This window comes from Paenibacillus sp. 01T424 (assembly GCF_056398745.1).
In genome coordinates this window covers 1-21,011 of record NZ_JBFTPZ010000055.1, presented here as the reverse complement: position 1 = coordinate 21,011, position 21,011 = coordinate 1, and the positions used below count along the sequence as shown (strand labels likewise).

21 protein-coding genes are annotated in these 21,011 nt (G+C 42.7%); 15 read left to right on the top strand and 6 right to left on the bottom strand.

The window, feature by feature from the left end:
* Nucleotides 1-33 precede the first annotated feature (33 nt).
* The 7 genes from AC1DPK_RS29755 to AC1DPK_RS29725 all read left to right on the top strand — a co-directional run bounded on the left by AC1DPK_RS29755 (nt 34) and on the right by AC1DPK_RS29725 (nt 7,942).
* Nucleotides 34-639: a TetR/AcrR family transcriptional regulator gene (locus tag AC1DPK_RS29755; protein WP_477512502.1), complete on the top strand. Its 606-nt coding sequence runs from the start codon at nt 34-36 to the stop codon at nt 637-639.
* Nucleotides 640-735: 96 nt separating this feature from the next.
* Entirely contained in the window at nt 736-1,968 is a 1,233-nt protein-coding gene (locus AC1DPK_RS29750) for an aminopeptidase (RefSeq protein ID WP_477512501.1), read from the top strand.
* 244 nt (nt 1,969-2,212) lie between these two features.
* Complete coding sequence (gene desA, locus AC1DPK_RS29745; RefSeq protein ID WP_441877510.1) at nt 2,213-3,268, top strand: Delta(5) desaturase DesA; 1,056 nt, start codon at nt 2,213-2,215, stop codon at nt 3,266-3,268.
* Nucleotides 3,269-3,423: 155 nt separating this feature from the next.
* On the top strand, nt 3,424-4,542 hold the full coding sequence (locus AC1DPK_RS29740; RefSeq protein WP_477512500.1) for a sensor histidine kinase: 1,119 nt from the start codon (nt 3,424-3,426) through the stop codon (nt 4,540-4,542).
* A 31-nt stretch (nt 4,543-4,573) separates the two neighbouring features.
* Complete coding sequence (locus AC1DPK_RS29735; protein WP_441877504.1) at nt 4,574-5,173, top strand: response regulator; 600 nt, start codon at nt 4,574-4,576, stop codon at nt 5,171-5,173.
* Between the two features lie 138 nt (nt 5,174-5,311).
* Entirely contained in the window at nt 5,312-6,754 is a 1,443-nt protein-coding gene (locus AC1DPK_RS29730; protein ID WP_477512499.1) for a nicotinate phosphoribosyltransferase, read from the top strand.
* A 165-nt stretch (nt 6,755-6,919) separates the two neighbouring features.
* Complete coding sequence (locus AC1DPK_RS29725) at nt 6,920-7,942, top strand: S-layer homology domain-containing protein (protein ID WP_477512498.1); 1,023 nt, start codon at nt 6,920-6,922, stop codon at nt 7,940-7,942.
* Between the two features lie 49 nt (nt 7,943-7,991).
* Here AC1DPK_RS29725 and AC1DPK_RS29720 read toward each other — a convergent pair whose 3' ends face one another.
* From AC1DPK_RS29720 to AC1DPK_RS29705, 4 genes are all read right to left on the bottom strand, one after another.
* Nucleotides 7,992-8,870, bottom strand: a complete 879-nt coding sequence (locus AC1DPK_RS29720; RefSeq protein WP_441877495.1) for a tetratricopeptide repeat protein — start codon at nt 8,868-8,870, stop codon at nt 7,992-7,994.
* A gap of 27 nt (nt 8,871-8,897) precedes the next feature.
* On the bottom strand, nt 8,898-9,863 hold the full coding sequence (locus AC1DPK_RS29715; protein ID WP_477512497.1) for an ATP-binding protein: 966 nt from the start codon (nt 9,861-9,863) through the stop codon (nt 8,898-8,900).
* A gap of 429 nt (nt 9,864-10,292) precedes the next feature.
* Nucleotides 10,293-10,628, bottom strand: a complete 336-nt coding sequence (locus AC1DPK_RS29710; RefSeq protein ID WP_477512496.1) for a hypothetical protein — start codon at nt 10,626-10,628, stop codon at nt 10,293-10,295.
* Entirely contained in the window at nt 10,628-11,041 is a 414-nt protein-coding gene (locus AC1DPK_RS29705) for a hypothetical protein (RefSeq protein WP_477512495.1), read from the bottom strand. Before AC1DPK_RS29705 ends, AC1DPK_RS29710 begins: the two co-directional genes overlap by 1 nt.
* Before the next feature lie 294 nt (nt 11,042-11,335).
* On the opposite strand from AC1DPK_RS29705, the gene AC1DPK_RS29700 reads away from it, so the two are divergent.
* The 6 genes from AC1DPK_RS29700 (at nt 11,336) to AC1DPK_RS29675 (ending at nt 17,334) form a co-directional block, all read left to right on the top strand.
* Nucleotides 11,336-12,247, top strand: coding sequence for a Gfo/Idh/MocA family protein (locus AC1DPK_RS29700; RefSeq protein WP_477512494.1), 912 nt, complete (start codon nt 11,336-11,338; stop codon nt 12,245-12,247).
* Nucleotides 12,248-12,261: 14 nt separating this feature from the next.
* The gene (locus AC1DPK_RS29695) at nt 12,262-13,056 is read left to right on the top strand and encodes an alpha/beta hydrolase (protein WP_477512493.1); all 795 of its coding nucleotides are present in this window, start codon (nt 12,262-12,264) and stop codon (nt 13,054-13,056) included.
* Between the two features lie 216 nt (nt 13,057-13,272).
* A complete protein-coding gene (locus AC1DPK_RS29690; RefSeq protein ID WP_076271901.1) occupies nt 13,273-13,641 on the top strand; it encodes a GntR family transcriptional regulator in 369 nt (122 codons plus the stop codon).
* Nucleotides 13,638-14,516 (top strand): ATP-binding cassette domain-containing protein, encoded by an 879-nt coding sequence (locus tag AC1DPK_RS29685; protein ID WP_477512492.1) that lies wholly within the window; start codon nt 13,638-13,640, stop codon nt 14,514-14,516. Before AC1DPK_RS29690 ends, AC1DPK_RS29685 begins: the two co-directional genes overlap by 4 nt.
* A complete protein-coding gene (locus AC1DPK_RS29680) occupies nt 14,516-15,262 on the top strand; it encodes a hypothetical protein (RefSeq protein WP_477512491.1) in 747 nt (248 codons plus the stop codon). The genes AC1DPK_RS29685 and AC1DPK_RS29680 overlap by 1 nt, the downstream gene beginning before the upstream one ends.
* 152 nt (nt 15,263-15,414) lie before the next feature.
* Entirely contained in the window at nt 15,415-17,334 is a 1,920-nt protein-coding gene (locus tag AC1DPK_RS29675) for an ATP-binding protein (RefSeq protein ID WP_477512490.1), read from the top strand.
* 41 nt (nt 17,335-17,375) lie between these two features.
* Here AC1DPK_RS29675 and AC1DPK_RS29670 read toward each other — a convergent pair whose 3' ends face one another.
* Both AC1DPK_RS29670 and AC1DPK_RS29665 read right to left on the bottom strand, forming a co-directional pair.
* Entirely contained in the window at nt 17,376-17,621 is a 246-nt protein-coding gene (locus AC1DPK_RS29670; protein ID WP_477512489.1) for an NHLP leader peptide family RiPP precursor, read from the bottom strand.
* A gap of 115 nt (nt 17,622-17,736) precedes the next feature.
* On the bottom strand, nt 17,737-18,669 hold the full coding sequence (locus AC1DPK_RS29665; RefSeq protein WP_477512488.1) for a hypothetical protein: 933 nt from the start codon (nt 18,667-18,669) through the stop codon (nt 17,737-17,739).
* A 373-nt stretch (nt 18,670-19,042) separates the two neighbouring features.
* Between AC1DPK_RS29665 and AC1DPK_RS29660 the strand changes: the two genes are divergently transcribed.
* Nucleotides 19,043-19,612, top strand: a complete 570-nt coding sequence (locus AC1DPK_RS29660) for a C40 family peptidase (protein ID WP_076269627.1) — start codon at nt 19,043-19,045, stop codon at nt 19,610-19,612.
* A gap of 85 nt (nt 19,613-19,697) precedes the next feature.
* Nucleotides 19,698-20,780 carry a Gfo/Idh/MocA family protein gene (locus tag AC1DPK_RS29655; protein ID WP_477512487.1) on the top strand — a complete coding sequence of 361 codons (1,083 nt, stop codon included), beginning with the start codon at nt 19,698-19,700 and terminating at the stop codon, nt 20,778-20,780.
* Nucleotides 20,781-21,011: the final 231 nt, after the last annotated feature.

Here is a 21,011-nt window from a genome sequence, read left to right as displayed (position 1 = left end):
TAAATTAAAATAGACGTGATTGCAGGAGGCAGTATGAACGGTTTCGAGAGAAGGAAGGAATTAATCAAGGAGAAGATTAAGAAGACGGTTTTAGACATGCTCAAGACGTGGGAGCCCAAAAAAATACGAATCGCGGATATTGCAGCGGAAGCTGAAGTATCTCAAGTGACGATTTACAATTATTTCGGCAGTAAGGAAGCACTGCTTAGCGAGGTATTCAAACAATTTATTGATAAGAGCATTACCGATTTTGAAACATTCATTCAAGGTGATCACTCTTTAAAGGAGATCATTCAATATATCGTGTTTGTAGATAAGAAAGCTTATCGCGCCTTTACTCCTGAATTTTTCACACAGTTCCTGATTGATGACGAAACGAATCAATATATTGAAGAGCTTTATCGAACAAAGGGAATGCCGCTCGTCGTACAATTTGTAGAAGAAGGGAAAAGGAAGGGCGAGATCTCGAAGAAGGTATCGACTCCGACCATTATCGCTTATATCAATATGCTAAAAGAGCAATCCCACATGTTCCTAGATTTGGCGAAGCAAAGCGAACAAGTAGATGATTTTCTTGATGAGTTTATTCATCTCTTCTTTTATGGTATTTGCAGCTCTGGACCAGAGTCTAATTCGTAGGTCCATGTTATTTGACTATGGGCTTGTATATTCGATACAATTTAGGCTGCAGCATGTTTGTACATAGAGGTATTAATGAAGGGAGAATACGAGATCATGAGTGGATTTGAACATCATTTAGATACGTATGCAGAGTTGATTGTAAAAATTGGAGTGAACGTACAGCAGGGCCAAGAGGTATTCGTTACAGGAGCTGTCGATCAAGCAGCACTCGTTAGACTTGTAGCCGGCAAAGCCTATGAAGCAGGCGCGAGCAACGTCCATGTGGAGTGGACTGACGATTCATTGTCCAGATTAAAATATGAGCAAGCAGCAGACGAAGTATTTGCACGTTACCCCGAATGGGAAACGGCAAAACGCAACTCGTTTGTGGAACGCGGAGCAGCGTTTATCTCCATCGTTTCATCAAGCCCAGATTTGCTGAAAGGCATCGATTCAGGACGTATTTCCAGCTTCCAGAAAGCTTCTGGCCAAGGCTTGCAGGAGTTCCGCAGAGCCATTCAATCGGATAAAGTAAGCTGGACAGTAGTTGCGGCAGCGAGCAAGCAATGGGCAGCGAAGGTATTCCCGGAAGCAGGGGAAGAGGAAGCGGCCCAAAAGCTGTGGACAGCTATTTTTGAATCGGTTCGTTTGCATGCTGAGAACCCTGTCAAAGCGTGGGAAGAGCATAATGCGAATCTTCACAGCAAGGGCGAGACGCTCAACCAGAACCGTTTTCATAAATTGCATTATACGGCTCCTGGCACGGATCTTACGATTGAATTGCCGGAGAAGCATATTTGGGTCGCTGCAGGCAGCACGAACATTAACAACATTCCTTTCATGGCGAATATGCCGACCGAGGAAGTGTTTACAGTTCCGCTAAAAACAGGCGCAAACGGTTATGTATCCAGTACGAAGCCGCTAAGCTATGGCGGCAACATTATCGATCGTTTCAAGCTGACGTTTGAAGCCGGACGTATTGTGAAGGTAGAGGCTGAAGAAGGCCAAGACATTCTGCAGAAGCTTGTAGACATTGACGATGGCGCGCATTACCTAGGCGAGGTTGCACTCGTTCCGCATGAGTCACCGATTTCACAGTCGAACATCTTGTTCTATAATACGTTGTTTGATGAGAATGCATCTAATCACCTGGCAATCGGCAGCGGTTATGCTTTCAATATCGAGGGCGGCAAGTCGATGTCACCAGAAGAGCTTGCTGAGAATGGCGTAAATGCCAGCATCACGCATAATGATTTTATGATCGGCTCAGCTGAAATGGATATCGATGGCATCACGAAGGATGGAAAGGTTGTCCCTATCTTCCGTAAAGGAAATTGGGCAATTTAATTAGGGTTAGCAAATAAAGAGCTATCTGGAAGAGGCGAATGCTTCTTTTGGGTAGCTTTTTTCTGATTTATGGGTTCTTTTACATAAATAAGACAACTTCCCAGATGGCTATATGACAAATGTCATGCCATCGTATTGACGTTTATGACTACAATGACCTGACAGTTTTCTTTACAATAAAGTTAGAATACTGCGTTAGACGTCCGGGATACTCTCCAAGCGTCATATTGAGGAGGAAAATGCGATGACAGAGCTTAAACATGCTCACTTGAAAAAAGAAGTTGCCCCATTTGAGAAAACGGATTTAAAGTCGAGTATCAGACAGCTTATTAACACCTTAGTGCCACTCGTTCTGCTCTGGTATGCCTCTTACTATAGTCTTTCCATATCGTACTGGCTTACTGCTCCGTTGGTGGTGCTTACTTCTGGTTTCGTCATTCGTACCTTCATCATCTTTCATGACTGCTGTCACGGATCGTTTTTCAAAAGCAAAAAAGCAAACGATATCATAGGTACAATTACAGGCGTTATTACGCTTGTCCCTTATAGACAGTGGAAAAATTCACATTCTATCCATCATGCAACAAGCAGCAACCTCGATAAACGGGGCGTTGGCGATTTGTGGATTTTAACGGTGGAAGAATACGCAGCAGCGCCGCTTATGCGCCGGTTTGCCTATCGTATGTATCGTCATCCGCTAGTTATGTTTGGACTTGGTCCAATCGGTGTTTTTCTTATTCAATACCGCTTTAATGTTAAAGGTGCTAGACGCAAGGAACGGATGAACACTTATTTAACAAATGCTTTGATCGTAGGCTCTTACGCGCTTCTGATCTGGGCAATCGGTTGGCAAGCATTCCTGCTTGTTCAAGGTCCTGTGTTTTTTGTATCGGGTCTGCTCGGCATATGGTTGTTTTATGTACAGCATCAATTTGAGGATTCTTATTTTGAGAATGAAGACGAGTGGAGTTATGTGAAAGCTGCCGTTGACGGAAGCTCTTACTACAAGCTGCCTAAAGTGCTGCAATGGATTACAGGCAACATCGGCTTCCACCACGTTCATCATTTGAGCCCAAAGGTTCCGAACTATAACTTGGAAAAAGCGCATAATGCAACGCCGCCGCTTCACAAAGCGACGACGATTACGATCAGCGAAAGCTTAGAATCGCTCCAGTTCCGTCTTTGGGATGAATCAGACAAAAAATTTGTCAGCTTCAAAGGGATCAAGCATCGTCTTCGTAAAGCAAAAGCATCATCTGAGAAAATAAAAGCGACACAAGCAAGCTTGAAATTTAAATAACTCCATTTAAACATACACCAGAAGCCACGCCCTTACAGGCTGGCTTCTAGTGCATATAGCATCAAGGAAAATAAATACTTGAAATGTTGTATATGCTAAAATGATTATAAAATAATCATAACCATCGTATGGCATGGGAAAAAGGATGGACGACCATGAACAAGTGGTATCAGATTTTTCAGAAAAACACAGGTCTAAGCCCATATGTTTGGGTCGTCTTCTGTATTTTGCCTTTTTATTTTATTTTTCGATCGTCTTCCCCTTATGAAGCCGTATCCGGTATCATCATGATTATTTTATTTTTTATTTGTTACCGGCTATCGTTTGTGTCTAAGGGCTGGCTAGTGTATTTCTGGACCAGTGTGCAAATTATTATATCGATTGCGATGACCTTATTGTTCAGTTATGTTTATTTTTCGATATTTCTAGCTTTTTTTATCGGACATATTCAGAATCGAGCTGGATTTTTTACTTTGTATACGATTCATATTGTCAGTACGTTCGTAACGGTGAATTACGGATTTGCTACACAGAACACGTTGTTTTTTACACAGTTTCCGTTCATACTCATCAGTCTCATCGTCGTTATTCTGCTTCCCTTCAACACGTACAACAAAAACAAGCAGGGGCAGCTCGAAGGGCAGCTTGAGGACGCGAATAAGCGGATATCGGAACTTGTAAAGCTTGAGGAGAGGCAGCGAATCGCACGTGATTTGCATGATACACTGGGACAGAAGCTGTCGCTAATCGGTTTGAAGAGTGACCTCGCCGGCAAGCTGATGGTTAAGAACCCAGCGCAAGCCCAAGCGGAAATCAATGATGTTCGCCAGACGGCGAGAACCGCGCTTAAAGAAGTGCGGGAAATGGTTACACAGATGCGCGGGACGAGAATTGAGGATGAAATGTTTCGGGTAAAGCAGATTTTGAAGGCAGCCGAAATTGAATTCGAGCTCGTGGGAGAATTGAAGCTTGGTACTGCGAATTTGCTCACTGAAAATGTTCTCAGCATGTGTTTGAAGGAAGCGGTAACGAATGTTGTCAAGCACAGCGGAGCAACGACGTGCACCGTAACGATCCAATCATCGCGTACAGAGCTGTCACTGAAGGTGCAGGACAATGGTGTAGGAATTCCTGAGGAAGCTAGAAACTGCGGAGGCCATGGTCTTCAAGGCATGAAGGAGCGTCTTGAGTTCGTGAATGGAAGCCTAGATATCATTTCGAATGATGGTGCGACGCTCATTATTAAGGTGCCAAACGTTATTAAACAAATGTAATGATAAGCTGAAAAGGGAATTGAGGGATAATATGATCAGAATCGTCATTGCCGAGGATCAGCGTATGCTGCTGGGCGCCCTCGCTTCCTTGCTTGACTTGGAAGAGGATATGAAGGTCGTCGGAAGAGCAAGCAATGGAGAAGATGCCATAAGTCTTGTGCATGAGCATAAGCCTGATATTTGCATTATGGATATTGAAATGCCGGCCAAGACAGGGCTTGATGCTGCTGAGGAGCTGAAGGGACAGGGCTGCAAGGTCATTATTTTGACGACATTTGCAAGATCCGGTTACTTTGAGCGTGCTCTCAAAGCGGGAGTTAGCGGCTATTTGCTTAAGGACAGCCCAAGCGAGGAGCTTGCCAATTCGATTCGCAGCGTCATGGCTGGACGACGGATCTTCGCATCGGAGCTTGTAGATGAGGCATACGGACAAGAAAATCCGTTAACAGAGCGCGAGAAGGAAGTGCTTGTGCTCGTAGCAGATGGGAAAAACACGAAGGAAATTGCAAGCGAGCTGTTTATTACGACGGGTACCGTTCGCAACTATATATCTGTCATTCTTGATAAGCTTGACGTCAGCAACCGCATCGAGGCGATTACTCGGTTTAAAGAAAAGGGCTGGTTCAAATAATGTACCGGTACAAGAGCACCGAAGTGAAAATATGATGCGTTATTGAGCGGAGCTATTCGATCTCAACGGCGCTTTTTTTGTTTTCAAGAGTTAAAGGAACGGGTATTGGAGAGAGTACTAGGGAAGGGAGTTAATGGGATGAGTTATACAAATTTGACACTTCATACAGATAAGTACCAAATAAATATGATGTACGCGCATTGGCTGCAAGGAAGCAAAGATGAGAGGGTCGTATTTGAGGCGTATTTCCGCAAGCTTCCCTTTAATAACGGCTTTGCTGTATTCGCAGGTTTGGAGAGAATTGTGGAATACATTCAATCGCTTCATTTCGGAGAAGAGGAAATTACATATTTGCGTACGCAAGAAGAGAACTACAAAGAGGAGTTTCTTGATGAGCTGCGCAGCTTTCGGTTTACAGGCAATATTTATTCGGTAGAGGAAGGAACGCTCGTTTTTGCGAATGAACCATTGTTCTGCGTTGAGGCACGCGTATTTGAAGCACAGCTCATAGAAACGGCTATCCTCAATATGATGAACTATCAGACGTTGATCGCGACAAAGGCTGCTCGAATTAAGCAGGTTGCTCCAGATGACGTATTGCTTGAGTTCGGAACGAGGCGTGCGCAAGAGGCAGATGCAGCGGTTTGGGGAGCAAGAGCTACTTATATTGCGGGCTTCCATGCGACGTCTAATATGAGGGCTGGCATGCTGTTTGGCATTCCTGCCAAAGGCACGCATGCTCATTCTTGGGTGCAGGGGCATGATACGGAGGAGGAAGCATTTCGAGCTTATGCGGAATCGCTGCCTGACTATGTAACTCTACTGGTAGATACGTACAACACGCTCAAAAGCGGAGTTCCCAACGCGATTAAGATCGCCCATATGCTAGAGAGCCAGGGTAAACGAATGAATGCGATCCGCCTTGATAGCGGCGATTTGGCGTATTTATCACAAATGGCGCGGAAAATGCTCGATGAAGCTGGCCTGCCTTATGTGAATATCGTTGCCTCCAGTGACTTGGACGAAGCTATTATTTCTAACCTAAAGTCGCAAGGCGCAAAGATTGATGTATGGGGTATCGGTACGAAGCTGATTACCGCAGCGGATCAGCCTTCACTCGGTGGTGTGTACAAGCTTGTCGCGCGCGAGAAAAACGGGAGCTACGAGCCGGTTATCAAAATTTCAGCTAATCCAGAGAAGATATCCACACCGGGGTTCAAGCAGCTTTACCGTATCATTAACACATCAACTGGAAAAGCAGAAGCGGATTATATTACGCTGAGGGATGAGCAGCATGTAAACAGGGGAGAGCGAATTAAACTGTTTGACCCGGTTCATTCTTATATCCATAAATTTATTACTCATTATGAGGCGATAACATTATTAAAGCCGATTTTTACAGATGGCGAATTAGTATATAATATGCCGAGCTTAGATCAAATTCGAAGCTATCATAAGGGACAATTTGAACTATTTTGGCCGCAATATTTGCGTAAGCTCAATGCGGAAGCGTACCGCGTTAATTTAAGTGAAGCGACGTGGGAGCTAAAGCGGGAATTGATACAGAAGCATCAACAATAGCAACAGTATGAATAAAGGACATTTGCCGCACTGAAAGTGCACAAATGTCTTTTGCTATTTATTGTATAGGTTTTATAAGCAGCGGTTTTGTCGAAAATGAAGGGAAATCCACTGGTATTGTTGAATTAATAGCAGATACATTTCATTAAACATGGAGGTACTGGTATGAAAAGAAGGGAAAAAGCTGTTTTGATATGGCTGACAATCTGCTTAATGACGTTTTCATTCGTAATGCCAGCTGCTGCAGCTGAGATTTCGAAGGATAAGTATACATATTCGATTTCGAAGAAATCGGGCGAAGTGAAAGAGACGCTAACGTTCAATGATCTAGGAGATGTATATAAGGATGTTACAATTACTTCGATACTCGTTCCAGAAAAAGCAGTTCTGAGCTATACAGCAAAGGTTGATACTAGCGTTGTTGTATTTGGTTATAGCTTGGTAAATGGTGTTTTGGTTTCGAGTCCAGTACCTTGGACGATAAACGGCAAGAAGGAGCTCGTTAATGCTTTACCAGCTAATACGACGGGAACAGTAACCTTTGATTATGGCGTTCCCTATTATGAATTGTTCATCTTAGATGAGGCAACAGGCGACAGGGCAAGCTACTTCTTTAAGATTGACACGAGTGCAGCCGTAGGCGATCAACCTGATGCTTGGGCAAAGATAGAGGTAGATGAAGCGATATCAGCCGGGCTTATTCCAGCGGAGCTGCAAAACAACTACAAGAAGCTAATCACACGTGCAGATTTTGCGAAAATTATTATTAAACTGCTTGAAGTGGAGAAAAGCCAGACGATTGATGAGATTTTAGCAGAAAAACAAGTTGTCCTGAGCGATAATCCATTTACGGATACGAAGGTTAAAGAAGTAGTAGCTGCTTATTTGATGGGTATTGTCAAAGGTAAAGGAAATGGTAAGTTTGATCCAAGCGGAAGCATCACGAGGCAAGAAGCAGCGGTCATGCTTACGAACACAGCTAAGGTGCTTGGTTATAAGGTTCCAGCTGACGCTTCAGTATTTGCAGACAACAGCATCATAGCAAGCTGGGCTAAGCCGAGCGTTGATTTTGTGTCGATGCATGATGTCATGAAAGGCATTGGAAACAATAAATTCAGCCCAAAAGGCACGTATACGCGTCAACAAGCTTATATAACGATTATGCGGCTGGATATAGTGCTTAAATAATATAGGCATGGAATCGAGTTGAGAAAAAAAGAAGGTGAGCACAAGCTGCTCACCTTCTTCGTTTCCAGCCAAACACTTTTACATGCACGAGCAGCCTTGTAATCCAGTGCGTCGCGACATAAAGAATAATAAATAATATAACGAGCGGCTTAAAGACAATCCAAATCACAATCCAAATGAGAAGAACCTGCCAGGGCTTTAGCTTTTTCAAGAGATTTCCCGGCAAAAGCATGATCCGATAAAATTTATAATTTTTTTGCAGTCCTTCGAGAAACTCCTGACGAATTTGTTTGTCTTCAGGATCTAATCTAATCGCGTTCTTGAGCATGAGCAGATAATCATCGTAATCGTTCCGTCTTTCTGCTGACCATGCCAAATATAAGTAAACCATATCAGACTCAACATCAAGCCGCAAAGCTTGATTAGCCAGCATTTTTGATTCGGCAAAATGATTCAACAACGCTTCGTTATAGCTTAAGTTAGCGAGATACAATGAATTTTCAGGAGAGATTTCAAGTCCTTTCAATAGCAAATCCCGGGCTTCTTCATACCTTCTCGTTTTATTGTATATGTTAGCCAGCAAGAAATAATAATGTGGTTCATAAGGATCAATTCGCTGTCCTTCGGCAATCGATTCCAAGGCTGCTTTCCAATTTTCCATCGAATAAAAAGCATTGCTGCGAACAAACCAGGCTAATTCATTTTCCGGGTCGCGTTGAAGCGATTGTTCGGTCCAGTGAAGGGCTTGATCCAGATTATCCATGTATAGACTAACTTGCCCGAACAGTGCATAGGCATAGGGGTCCTCGGGAGTATCCTGAATTAGCGCAAGCGCCTCAACAGAAGCTTCCTTAAACTTTTTCCAACCCATGAGCTGTTGTATTCGCTCGTACCGTTTACTGGTCATTTCCTCTTCTATTTCCATCATAACTATGTCTACCTCGCTATATCGGATTTATTTCAAACCGCTTTGTTTCATATAATCGAGAACGATTTGATAGTCCTGATTAATATCGCTGAACGTAGCATAGTTTTTGGCTGTGGCAAACCAATCGAGAGTAGTCGCCTTTCGGTTTTTCGCAGCTTTTTTCAAATCGTCCTGCGATATGGGCTGAATTTCTCCAATATCGAGTGTACGCTCCAGTGCGCTCTCTACGGCATCCTTCACGATTTGCTCCAGATCCGCTCCTGAGTAATGTTTGGTCTCCTTCGAGATTTTATTTAAATCAAGCGAGGAAAGCGGCTTTCCAGCTAGCTTTAGCTGCAGGATGGTTGTACGCTCCGATTCTTCAGGCGGCGGTACAAAAATCATATGGTTAAACCTTCCTGGTCTGCGCAGTGCGGAATCAAGGTACCAAGGCGTATTCGTCGCTCCGATGACAAATACTTGATCATTGAACGTACGAAGTCCATCGAGCTCCATTAGAAGCTGATTGACAAGTATGCGGTCATGATGCTGACGCATCTGATTGCGGCTGCCGCCCATCGCGTCAAGCTCATCAATAAAGATGACGCACGGTTTATTTTCCCGAGCTTTCTCAAAAATGTCATGCAAATTGTTTTCGCTTTGACCGACGTACATGCCTAGAATAGCTTGCAGCTCAATGTGCATGAAATTAGCATCTATTTCTCCAGCAACCGCTCGTGCAAGAAAGGTTTTGCCGCAGCCTGGAGGCCCGTAGAGCAGAAGGCTGCCGCCCGCTTCTTTGCCGTAGGCTGCAAACAGCTCAGGCTGCTTCAATGGCAATATGAAATTCATGCGTATTTTTTTCTTAACATCCTCAAGCCCGCCTACGTCCGCAAAGGTTTCCTCAGGCTTTTCGGATTCAACTAAATCTTTACCGTTATTATCAAATCGAAGCACCTTCAGCTTACTGCGGCGTCGATCAGCAAGATCATCACGGTCGTTATGGTCGGACATGGTCATCATCCTTTTTAAAACAAATTTGCTACTAGTGTACCAAATTTTGAGAGTTTACAGTGTGTTTTTATATAGAAATGTAATAGAGTAGGATTTCTCTTGTGAATTTTATGGATTCAACTTCCAATACATCTCAACTGGACAATGTTGTTGGGAATAGCTCTAGAAATTAGCCCTATTTCCGCCAAGCAGAGCAAATTCGCAAAAATAGAACTAAAAACTAGTCTAATTTTCATTACTTGTCCTCCAATATGCTTCAAATGCACGAAGTCGTTGGGAATAGCTCTAGAAACTAGCTCTATTTCCGCCAAACAGATCAAATGCGAACAAATAGAACTAAAAACTAATCTAATTTTCATAACTTACCCGCCAATATGCCTCAAATGCACAATTGTTAGTAGCGAGCTAATGTGTTTATTATTTCTAGGTTTATATAATCAATTGAGCAACTTTCGACGATATGCGGTAGGTGCGTATGCGTGTATGCCCAGATGCTTGCTCGAGCAGTCCTTGCTGCAGCAGATGCTGCAAGTATTTACGTGCTGTGCAGTGGCTGACACCTAGCAGATGCTGCGCTTCCTTGGGAGTAAAGGTTGATCCCCGCTCACGTTGCTGTCCCCATCTTAGGAGTTCTCGATAGGATGCAGGTAACGGTAGAGCCAACTTTTCGGAGCTTCCGAGACCATACAATTTCCCGAGCAACTGTTGAAGAAACTGCTGGCATTGTCTAGGCCGCTCACCGATGTCGTCATAGGAGAAACGCACTACAATCCAGTTATCCAGCACAAGCTGGTTTTGGCGAAAGCGATCATCTGAAAATTTTCGTCGAGACGCTTGTTTGTGATGCGGCCCGTATCCGTCAATTTCGATAGAAATTCGATATGGTGGGCGAACATAAGCAAAGTCGAGAAAGCGGCTGCCATAGCGATAATCATTGATCCCATATTCAGGATGCAATAGTCAAAGCTGCCGAGTACAGGCCACCATATATGAATTGCAAATAGCTGCTCGCCATGATCATCGCGCTCTTCTAATCGGCGTCTGCGTTCACTCTTAGTTTTGCGCAGTTCAGAATGCATCGCAATCCACCTCGTGTATGCTTGTTTCACTGTGTCCAAATGAACCAATCCACCTTCATTCCCACTAACAGATACAAAACGATTCACCATACGTGACATCCCACCCCATCCTCATAAAATAAAAAAAAACCGCCCCACCACGAACAAATGTCCGAAGTACGAGCGGTGTGCTTCACCTAAATGAATTGTAGCCGAGCAGCGTTCAACTGTCACTAGACTTAAACAACCTATTCGCATGAGTAGCTGGATTTATTTTTCAGGTACTATAATTTTCGTATTCAAATGCCAGCCCACGCAAATAAGTGTATAGTTTAGGGAGCGAGTTAAATGGATTATTGCTAATAGCTTGATGTATTCCTTTTAATAATGAAACTTATGAAGAGGTGGTTGAAAATGACCAAACCGCGTATTGGTATGGTTGGACTTGGAGGAATTGCACAAAAAGCCTATCTTCCTATTTTATCGAAAGCTGTAGACTGGAATTTTGTTGGTGCTTTTTCACCTAATGCAGAGAAGCGTGCAGTAATTTGTGAGCAGTACCGAATTTCATCCTATGGAAGCTTACTTGAGCTGGCTGACCGCTGCGATGCTGTTTTTGTACATAGCGCTACTGACACTCATTATGAGGTAGTGTCAACTCTGCTCAAACAGGGTAAGGATGTATATGTGGATAAACCGCTGGCAGCTACTTTGCATCAGGCAGAGCAGCTTGCGGAGCTCGCAGAAAAGTTTGGCCGGAAGCTGATGGTTGGCTTTAACCGTCGTTTTTCTCCTTTATACATAGAAGCAAAGAACCGAATGACAGACACGGCATGGGTTCGGATGGAGAAACATCGGACGAATTCAGTTGGTCCACAAACCGCAGATTTTACGATGCTGGACGATTATTTGCATGTAGTTGATACAGCACGCTGGCTTGCAGATGGGAAGGCGACTGTGATGAACGGCGTCGTTAATGTTAACGAGCATAATCAGCTGCTTTATGCACAGCATCACTACAGTACATTCGGTGGTTACACGTTATCGACTGCGATGCACCGACATGCAGGAACGAACTTGGAGCAGCTCGAAATTGTATCGGCAGGCGAAATTATTCGTGTAAAAAATATGAGTTTGCTCGAAGTAGAGCGTGACGATACAGTAACACAAACGTTGCCGCCATCTTGGCAAACGACTCTGAAACAACGAGGTTTTGAGGATGCTGTTCTTCACTTCATTCAATGTATCGTACAAGATAAGAGTCCAAGCGTGAATGGTGAAGAAGCTCTGGAATCACAAAAGCTGCTAATGAAGATGCTGGAATAAAGGGAGTGCACGAAATGAGTCACGATTCAAAGGCATTGGCAAAACCGAAGCAAGCGCGAAAAAAGAGGGTGCTTATATGGACGTTAGCCATTGTTTTGGTATTACTATTGTCACTGGCTGTCGCGTATCAAATGATGGTTTATTCACCATCTGCTGAGGCAAAAGCTGCCATGAAGAGCGATGAACAAGTTACGGTCAGCATTGGACAAGCAGGCTATCGCTTTGAACCGACCGCTGGAGCAGCCGGGATTGTTCAGCCTAATGTTATTTTTTATCCAGGTGGATTAGTAGATCCAAAAAGCTATGCACCTTTAGCTCACAAGCTCGCTGACGCTGGCCACCGTGTATACATTGCAAGTATGCCGCTTAATCTTGCTTTAATGGGGCAAAATAAAGCGGATGATTTTATTGCTGAGCATCCAGAGGAAAGTTACGTTATAGGCGGCCACTCGCTTGGCGGTGTTTTTGCTTCACGATATGCTGCGGAGCATTTGGATCAACTTAAGGGTATCTTTTTCCTTGCGGCCTATGCAGAAAAAGCTGGAACTCTTGAAGATGCTAAGCTGCCAGTATTGCAAGTCACTGCGTCTAATGATGGCGTGTTGGATTGGGAGGCATGGGGCAAAGGAAAACGGTATATGCCTAGCTCAACGCAGTATGTCACGATTGAAGGAGGGAATCATGGTCAATTTGGTTCCTATGGCACGCAAAAAGGGGATCGACCAGCAAGCATTAAGCCGGAGGAGCAGCTGGAGCAAGTAAGCAAGGAGCTGATCGGATGGATGAAGGGAATTCAAGCAACCAAATAACGGACTGTCCAGTTACTCGGACAAACGTACTGCTTATCATAAGAGGACAAGAAGCTGTCTCACGGTTAATACCCGGAGGCAGTTTTTTTTGTTCTCAACGTTTAGCCTCAGAGGTCTGTATCACATGCTGTAATGAAATAGGCTTGACATTTATTGGTCACGGTTGTATGGTTAGTTACATAACTAATGAACCATGTAACCTAAAGGGGTGATGACGTGTTTGATGATCGAAGTCCCATTTACCAACAAATAGCAGACAAAATTAAAGACGACATCATAAGCGGCATTTTGCAAGAAGATGAGCAGGTCATGTCAACAAACCAGTATGCTGCGTTTTATCGTATAAACCCTGCTACAGCAGCGAAAGGCTTTCATTTATTGACGGAGGAAGGCATTTTGTATAAGAAAAGGGGAATCGGCATGTTTGTAAATGGCGAAGCTAGGCAATTGCTGCTGGCACAGCGCAGAGATCGTTTTTTCGAAGAGGTCGTCGATCAAATGCTTGCGGAAGCTGAGAAAATTGGTGTCCCTCTTGCAGATATCATTGGTCGCATCGAACAAGTGAAAGGGAGGACTGACGTATGACGCTAGGTATCGAAGTGAATCAATTGGGGCAGCGTTATGGATCATTTTCAGCGCTACACAATATTTCGTTCAAGCTCGAGGGTGGCAAAATATACGGTTTGCTCGGTAGAAATGGTTCTGGAAAAACCAGTCTATTATCGATTATAGCATCCTATCGACAGCAATCAGATGGTGAAATATCGATAGATGGTGAAGCGCCATTCGAAAATGCACGCATCATGGAGCAAGTATGCTTTATCCAAGAAAGCGGCCATATGCCGGACACTTTATACGTTCGTGACGTATTAAAGCTTTCGGCTAGCTGCTGGCCCAATTGGGATACAAACTATGCGGATCGACTCATTCGTCACTATGAGCTCCCGATTAAGAAACGTATATCTACCCTTTCGAGAGGAATGAAGTCGGCGCTTGGCGTGACGATTGGCCTTGCTAGCCGCGCACCGGTTACGATTTTTGATGAGGCTTATCTTGGCATGGATGCTCCGTCCCGCTATACCTTTTATGAAGAGCTGCTTAATGATTATATGGAAACGCCTCGTACTTTCATTTTATCTACGCATTTAATTGAGGAAGTAGGCAATTTGTTTGAAGAGGTGCTTATTTTGGATAAAGGTCGCCTAATCATGCATGAGGAAACAGATGCGCTGCGGGCGCGCGGCTCATCTATAACTGGACCGAGTGAAAGCGTGGATCGTTTTGCAGAAGGATTGACGGTGCTTGGGGAGCAGAAGCTTGGTAAAACGAAGTCAGTTACTGTGTTCGGAGAGCTCACTGATGTGAAGCGCAAGCAAGCATTAGCAGCAGGGCTTGAGCTTGGTCCTGTATCACTGCAAGATTTATTCGTTCATTTGACGAAGAAAAGAGGGGATGAATAATGAGCAGCAAGAGAAAACATCCCGTGCTTAATGTGGCACAGCATATGATGTACACCTTTCGTTGGACGATCTTTTTTTATTGGGTCATATTTATTCTGATCTATATTGGTATAGGCGTTTTAACGAATGCTGAGGCTATAGTAGGACCTGATTTTGAAGGGCAAGAGGTTTGGGAAAGCACGACCATATCGCCGAGAGTATTTCTGCTTGTCATTGGCATACTGCTGACCCCTGCATCGCTCGCAAGTTTTGTTTCCAGTGGAGTAACGAGAAAGCACTTTATTGGAGGTGTGAGTTTAGTACTAGTCCTATTTTCAGCTATATTCGCCCTTATATTAACGATAGGGTATCCTGTCGAGCAGTTCATTTATGACAAGAACAATTGGACATTAGAGCTGAACAATCCGCATTTGTTTTCTTCTTCTTTAGAGCTCGGCTGGATCTTTTTTGAATATTTCTGTTTGTTCTTTGCCTACTTTGGCAGCGGTTGGCTCATTGGCTCCGGATTTTATCGATTTAATTGGAAGATAGGCGTACTAATTTCAGTTGCTGCCCTGCTGCCAATGATGGCGATGGAGGCTGTTCTATCGTCAGACTGGATAGGCAATCTATTGCAAACGGGATTAGAGGTAGAACGAGCATCGCTAGCAGCAGTCATTATTCTTGCCTTTGCTGTCATGCTGTGTATTGTAGCCTTGAATTTTATGATGCTTCGCCGTGTATCGATAAGAAAAAAGTTATTTTAATCCAAGTATTCAAGCCGTTTCCAAAGATCGTAATGATCTTTGAAAACGGCTTTATTTATTTTGTCAACAACCAAATTTTTGAAGGAGGCTTATCGAACATTGTCGAAATATAGTATGATATGAGCATTAACATTATCGAGTTTTTGAGGTGTATGATGAAAGTACTACGTAAATTTTTGTTGATCTTCGTGTTTTTGCTCTGTATTGTTACTCCTTTTTTTGCTACGGCTTCTTATGCTGCTACTTTCCAAGCATTAACGAATGAACCAAATATCAGGATAACAGAATGGGAAATGATCTGGGAGGAGAATCCATCTGGAATTTCGGATCATAGTGAATTTCTGGAGAAAAAAGGCGCTTGGATCCCGTTTACCTACGGCGATCCATTACCTACTAAGCCTGCTAATATTACATCGGCATGGTTGAGATTTAAACTACCTGAATTTTACTTTTCAAGACCCGCTCTATTGATTAGCAGTCTTACTGCGAAGGATGTAATGATTTTTATTGATAATGAACTCGTATATAAGTCTGATCGTAATTATCCATATAATAGGAATGAGATTTTATTATCTTTAAGCTCGTATGAATCTAATAAAATGGTATACGTCTTTCTTCATACAGATGCAGACTGGCTAGGATTAAAGAAGCAAATCTTAGTTGGCGAGAATCAAACGCTCAGTAAAGATTTTTTGAAGCACGATATGCTGGATGTTGTATTGGGAGCAGCCCTTTTGTTCGTTTCATTGGCTATGTTCCTTATTATTATTTTTTTGAGAAAACCATATTTAGCTGGATGGAGTTCTCTGTGCGTAGTTATTTTATCAATCGGTTTAATGATCCTCTCATATTCACCTTATCTACATACTATATACGGGGAGTATGGATTTTATATTTACTATCTATTCGATTTAGCATCAAGCCTATTGATGCCTGCTATTTATTTCTTTTTCGAAAAGATTTTTGGAAGAGGCCCTTATGGGTTAATATTATTGTTTAGAAGGCTCCAGGTTATTATTTTAATTATAACAGTTATATTATTGTTTGCTTCTTTTATATCAGTTGAGATCAAAACTATGTATACTATGGTTACTATAATATCTTTCGGTGGCTCAATAATAATTGGGAATTTGCTTCTCGTCGGCTTGCTTATAAATTATTGTTTTCAAGGAAATAAAGAAGCTATTGTTTTAACGACTGGCTTCGGAATCTTCTCAGCAGTCGGGGTATCCGAAGTTATTTGGTATTTTATCAAGGGTATGAGCTATGATTTGTTTTTCTGGAAATGGGGCATTCTTAGTTTTATTGCTGCACTTGTTGTGATTCTTGCAAGGAGAATTTTAGAAAACTACGAACAGGTTGTTAAATATTCAAAACAACTTGAAGTGTTTAACAATGATCTTCAACGGTCTGAAAAAATGGAAATCATTAGTCAGTTAGCAGCTTCAGTAGCTCATGAGGTTAGAAACCCGTTGCAGGTGACGAGAGGTTTTTTACAACTTCTTCGTGAGAAAACTACGAACGATAAGGAACAAAGTTTTATGGTACTTGCAATAGATGAATTAGATCGCGCATCAGAGATCATAACTGATTTTCTTACGTTCGCCAAACCACAGCTTGAACAAACAACGCTTTTAAATATTTCAGAGGAGCTTCAACAAATTGAAGGTATACTGGTTCCTCTTGCTACAATGCAAGGTGGAGTAATCAATGTTGAGTTGGCAAATGACTTATTTGTAAGAGGTAATTCATCAAAATTTAAGCAGGCTCTAATAAATATTATTAAAAATAGTATTGAAGCACTGGACAAAGAAGGTGTTATATTAATTAGAGCTTATATGGATAATTCTAATAATGTCGTTATTTGTATAAAAGACAACGGTGAGGGAATGAATGAGGCTGATCTCGCAAGATTAGGAGAGCCGTATTATTCGAAGAAATCAAAAGGAACTGGTTTAGGGCTGATGGTTACTTTCCGAATTATAGAGGTAATGCAAGGGAAGCTTGAGTTTTTTAGTAAGAAAGGTTTAGGAACCGAAGCAATAATTCATATCCCATCTGCAGAAAAATAGCGCTGGTTGCTTTTAAAACCAGCGCTTTTTTTTATTTTTATTTATTGCCACATAGCGCCTTGTGCTTGGATCGCTTCTTCTTTAATTGTTGTTGGGTTTTCTGGAATTACCAAGTAGTATTTATTAGCCGATTCTTCAACAACCTCTACTTCGATTGTATCCGGAACATCGATTCCGAAAGCTTCTTTTATTGCTTCTTTCGGATTGGCGATAAGTTGTTTCTTGAATTCGGCATCTTCCCAAGCTTTTTGAATGATTTGATCTTTTAACGATTGTACATTGGACACAATAATCACCCTTCCGAATATGTATAAGTTTACCATACTCAGTCTATCATGCCCGTTCGACAAATTCTATATGAATTTTCAATTATTCGACAATTAATAGATTATATAGTACCTATTAAACTGAAATTTTATACAAAAAGTAGTTAAATCCGCCCTCCAGCAGCAACTTTTTGTTTGATTCTATCGTCTCATGGGTATGGTTCAAATGTTTTAGTATAAAACTATGGAATGCGACTAGCTCACTAGATCCCGCTTCCAATTCGATTAGTCGTTTTTCATTATCAATTGCAAGTTGAACATAAGGTCCGAGGCATCCTCGAATAAAGATTTCATTTTCAACCTTTTGTTCAGTTAATGCTTCTTCCGCAGTTCTATTTGCGGTGATCATCGCAAGCAGGCCATTATAGCTGCCTTCAGCCAGATCTTCTTTCCAATCCTGATAGTCGTCAGACATCTGAAGCGACATCAGCACAATATCGATGGCGAGCTCCATCTTCTCAATGAGCTCTGGGCGTTCTGCTAACAACAACGCGCCAGTGCTGGCGATTTTGACGGGACCTGCTTTGCCAGCTGTGCGGATGGGGTCGTTTATAAAGTAATCATCGCGATCCTCGTTGGTTACACTCTCGGCCCAGTTCGTTACATAATGGTCGTAATACGCCCAAAATGGTGAAGCTGAAGGGAACAGCTCACGGAATACACGGAACATTTCGAGCATGAGCAGGTTGCCTAGAGCAAGCTGTTCCTTCCAATTTGATGCCGGCATGCTGTCCATCACGTCATCCTGAATAAAAAAATAAAGCATTCCATATACATTAGCTAATGCAAGCGCTTCGCATTGCGAATCATTAATTCCGCTCGGCTCTTTCATCCAGAAGGGGAGAAGGCTGCATATGTAATCCTTATTGCTGTCATGCTTCACAGGATTGAACTTATGCGCATAGGCCAGACCAAGGCTGCCGAGCGGTGCTGGGAAAGCTGCAATACGTTCTTCGGCTTTGGCATAAACAAGTTCCAGCTGTGTGGTATAGCGAGTAAACCATTCCATTTAAATGTCCTCCGCTGCAATAGAATGTAAGCCAAACGACCATACTAAATTAAGATTTGGTGCATATAAATAGTATATGAACGGTGTCAATCTTTTCCTACTATATCATTTTTGGAAAAAGAAAATCTTAACATATTTTTAAGCATGAGGAAGAAAAAACGAAGTCTGTATTGAGTAAAAGCAGAAAATCCAGTAAAATGGATTAAGGTTATAAAAATAGGTGAAGTTAGTAGATGATCCTCTGTCACGCTATGCTTACAGAACTGGACTTAGGTCGGGGATGAATCTATTACCTGAGCAGGTTTAGAATTTAGTTCTCCTGCATTAAAGTTAATACCTAGATGAGAGTTCTTTAATGTGGAGGTAGTATGGCATGAATAGAGATGTTGAAATTTATGTTCTCTTAACGAATACGGGAACCTTATTTTCCAAGACAATTAGATGGTACACTAAAAATATGCTGAATCACGCTTCAATCGCATTTGACAGAGACTTGAATGAGGTCTATAGCTTTGGCAGAAAAAATCCGAACAACCCATTTTTTGCGGGATTTGTGAAAGAGGATGTACGAGGCGAGTTTTTTGAGAACTCAACCTGCGCTTTGTATAGATGCACGATTAGTCATTGCGCCTATATAAACATACGAAATCAAATTCATTACATGGAGAAAAATCGCGATCAGTATAAATACAATTTGCTAGGCATGTTAGGCATCATGCTTAATATTGAGATGAAACGAGAGTACGCATACTTTTGCTCGCAGTTTGTAGCCTCTGTTTTTGAGGAAAGCGGCGTGAATCTTGTTAATAAACCTTCCTTGTTCGTAACACCTGCTGATTTGGAGAATACAACGCTGCTGGAGCTCGTTTACCATGGTAAGCTGCAAGCTTATACAGGTGTTCAAGAGGAAATAAAGGCAACTGGAACCTTCCGCACTGCGTAAAGAAGATCTCACGTGTTGAGATCTTTTTCTTTTTTATAATGATCATTATGACGAAAACGGATTACATCCAGGAGGCTGGTTCACGATGTCTATTATTAGCTTTGGAATAGTTGGCGGAGGCTGGCGCGCAGAGTTTTACATACGTATCGCCAAAGCATTGCCGGAGAAATTCAACATTCATACGATACTTGTTCGTGACGAGGAGAAGGGGCGGCTGCTGGAGGCAAAATGGGGCATTCGTACGGTTCGCAATATGGCTCAGTTTACGGCTGAGTCCAAGCAGTTCAGCTTCGCTGTTGTATCTGTCCCGCGAACAGCGGCTCCGGCTATTATCCAAGAGCTAGCTGAACGGCAAATTCCAGTGCTGGCAGAGACGCCTCCGGCTGCTGATTTGGAAGCACTAACCGACCTGTATCAATCGCTGCCTAAGGATGCAATGGTACAAGTAGCCGAACAGTATTTATTTCAGCCGATGCATGCGGCTCGGATTCAGATTGCCCGCTCCGGGAAGCTGGGTGAAGTATCGCAAGCACAGGTATCTGCTGCCCATGACTATCACGGGATTAGCTTAATTAGACAGCTTCTTGGCGTCGGCTTCGAGCATGCCAGCATCATTGGACAGACCTTTGAATCGAAGATCATGCAAGGGCCAAGCAGACAAGGTGATCCGCTTGAAGAACGAATGGTTCAATCTGTGCAGCGAATTGCAACGCTCCGATTTGGCGACAAGCTGGCTGTATATGATTTTACGGGGGATCAGTACTTCTCTTGGATACGGCGCAGCCGCATGCTCGTAAGAGGCAGCAAAGGTGAGCTAGTAGACTCAGAAGTCAGCTATTTAAAAGATTACGCCACGCCCATTCATACGGAGCTTCGCAGAGTCGATACCGGTCAGCACGGGAATTTGGAAGGTTATTATCATCGCGGGGTTATTGCGGATGGCGAATGGCTTTACCAGAATCCAGTTGCTCCCGCAAGGCTTAGTGATGACGAGATCGCAATAGCGACTTGTTTGCTGCGAATGGGGCTGCTCGCTTCCGGTAAAGGAGCTTCCTTCTATAGCCTGGCAGAAGCAGCACAGGATCACTACTTGGCGCTCCTTATGGGGGAAGCAATGGCTTCGGGACAAACGGTGCATACGGAGAAACAAGTTTGGATGCCAGAATAGTCATAATTACCAATTAGGACAATTAGCACTAAACAAAATTGGTACCAATTACATGCAGGTGTAAGTCTTCGGCTGTGCTAAAATTGTTTTATAAGTAGAAGACTCGTAGTCACTATTTTTGTGATAGAGTCTTTTTTTGTTTTGAATATTCGGAATTTTCTGGAAATTATTATTTTTTTCTTGGAAAAACATATTCGATTTATTAATTAATGGGTAATCAAGTTATAAAGG

Coding starts and splice junctions, on each gene's coding strand:
- AC1DPK_RS29755 (WP_477512502.1), top strand. CDS start 34: ATGAACGGTTTCGAGAGAAGGAAGGAATTAATCAAGGAGAAGATTAAG.
- AC1DPK_RS29750 (WP_477512501.1), top strand. CDS start 736: ATGAGTGGATTTGAACATCATTTAGATACGTATGCAGAGTTGATTGTA.
- desA (WP_441877510.1), top strand. CDS start 2,213: ATGACAGAGCTTAAACATGCTCACTTGAAAAAAGAAGTTGCCCCATTT.
- AC1DPK_RS29740 (WP_477512500.1), top strand. CDS start 3,424: ATGAACAAGTGGTATCAGATTTTTCAGAAAAACACAGGTCTAAGCCCA.
- AC1DPK_RS29735 (WP_441877504.1), top strand. CDS start 4,574: ATGATCAGAATCGTCATTGCCGAGGATCAGCGTATGCTGCTGGGCGCC.
- AC1DPK_RS29730 (WP_477512499.1), top strand. CDS start 5,312: ATGAGTTATACAAATTTGACACTTCATACAGATAAGTACCAAATAAAT.
- AC1DPK_RS29725 (WP_477512498.1), top strand. CDS start 6,920: ATGAAAAGAAGGGAAAAAGCTGTTTTGATATGGCTGACAATCTGCTTA.
- AC1DPK_RS29720 (WP_441877495.1), bottom strand. CDS start 8,870: ATGATGGAAATAGAAGAGGAAATGACCAGTAAACGGTACGAGCGAATA.
- AC1DPK_RS29715 (WP_477512497.1), bottom strand. CDS start 9,863: ATGTCCGACCATAACGACCGTGATGATCTTGCTGATCGACGCCGCAGT.
- AC1DPK_RS29705 (WP_477512495.1), bottom strand. CDS start 11,041: ATGTCACGTATGGTGAATCGTTTTGTATCTGTTAGTGGGAATGAAGGT.
- AC1DPK_RS29700 (WP_477512494.1), top strand. CDS start 11,336: ATGACCAAACCGCGTATTGGTATGGTTGGACTTGGAGGAATTGCACAA.
- AC1DPK_RS29695 (WP_477512493.1), top strand. CDS start 12,262: ATGAGTCACGATTCAAAGGCATTGGCAAAACCGAAGCAAGCGCGAAAA.
- AC1DPK_RS29685 (WP_477512492.1), top strand. CDS start 13,638: ATGACGCTAGGTATCGAAGTGAATCAATTGGGGCAGCGTTATGGATCA.
- AC1DPK_RS29680 (WP_477512491.1), top strand. CDS start 14,516: ATGAGCAGCAAGAGAAAACATCCCGTGCTTAATGTGGCACAGCATATG.
- AC1DPK_RS29675 (WP_477512490.1), top strand. CDS start 15,415: ATGATGAAAGTACTACGTAAATTTTTGTTGATCTTCGTGTTTTTGCTC.
- AC1DPK_RS29665 (WP_477512488.1), bottom strand. CDS start 18,669: ATGGAATGGTTTACTCGCTATACCACACAGCTGGAACTTGTTTATGCC.
- AC1DPK_RS29660 (WP_076269627.1), top strand. CDS start 19,043: ATGAATAGAGATGTTGAAATTTATGTTCTCTTAACGAATACGGGAACC.
- AC1DPK_RS29655 (WP_477512487.1), top strand. CDS start 19,698: ATGTCTATTATTAGCTTTGGAATAGTTGGCGGAGGCTGGCGCGCAGAG.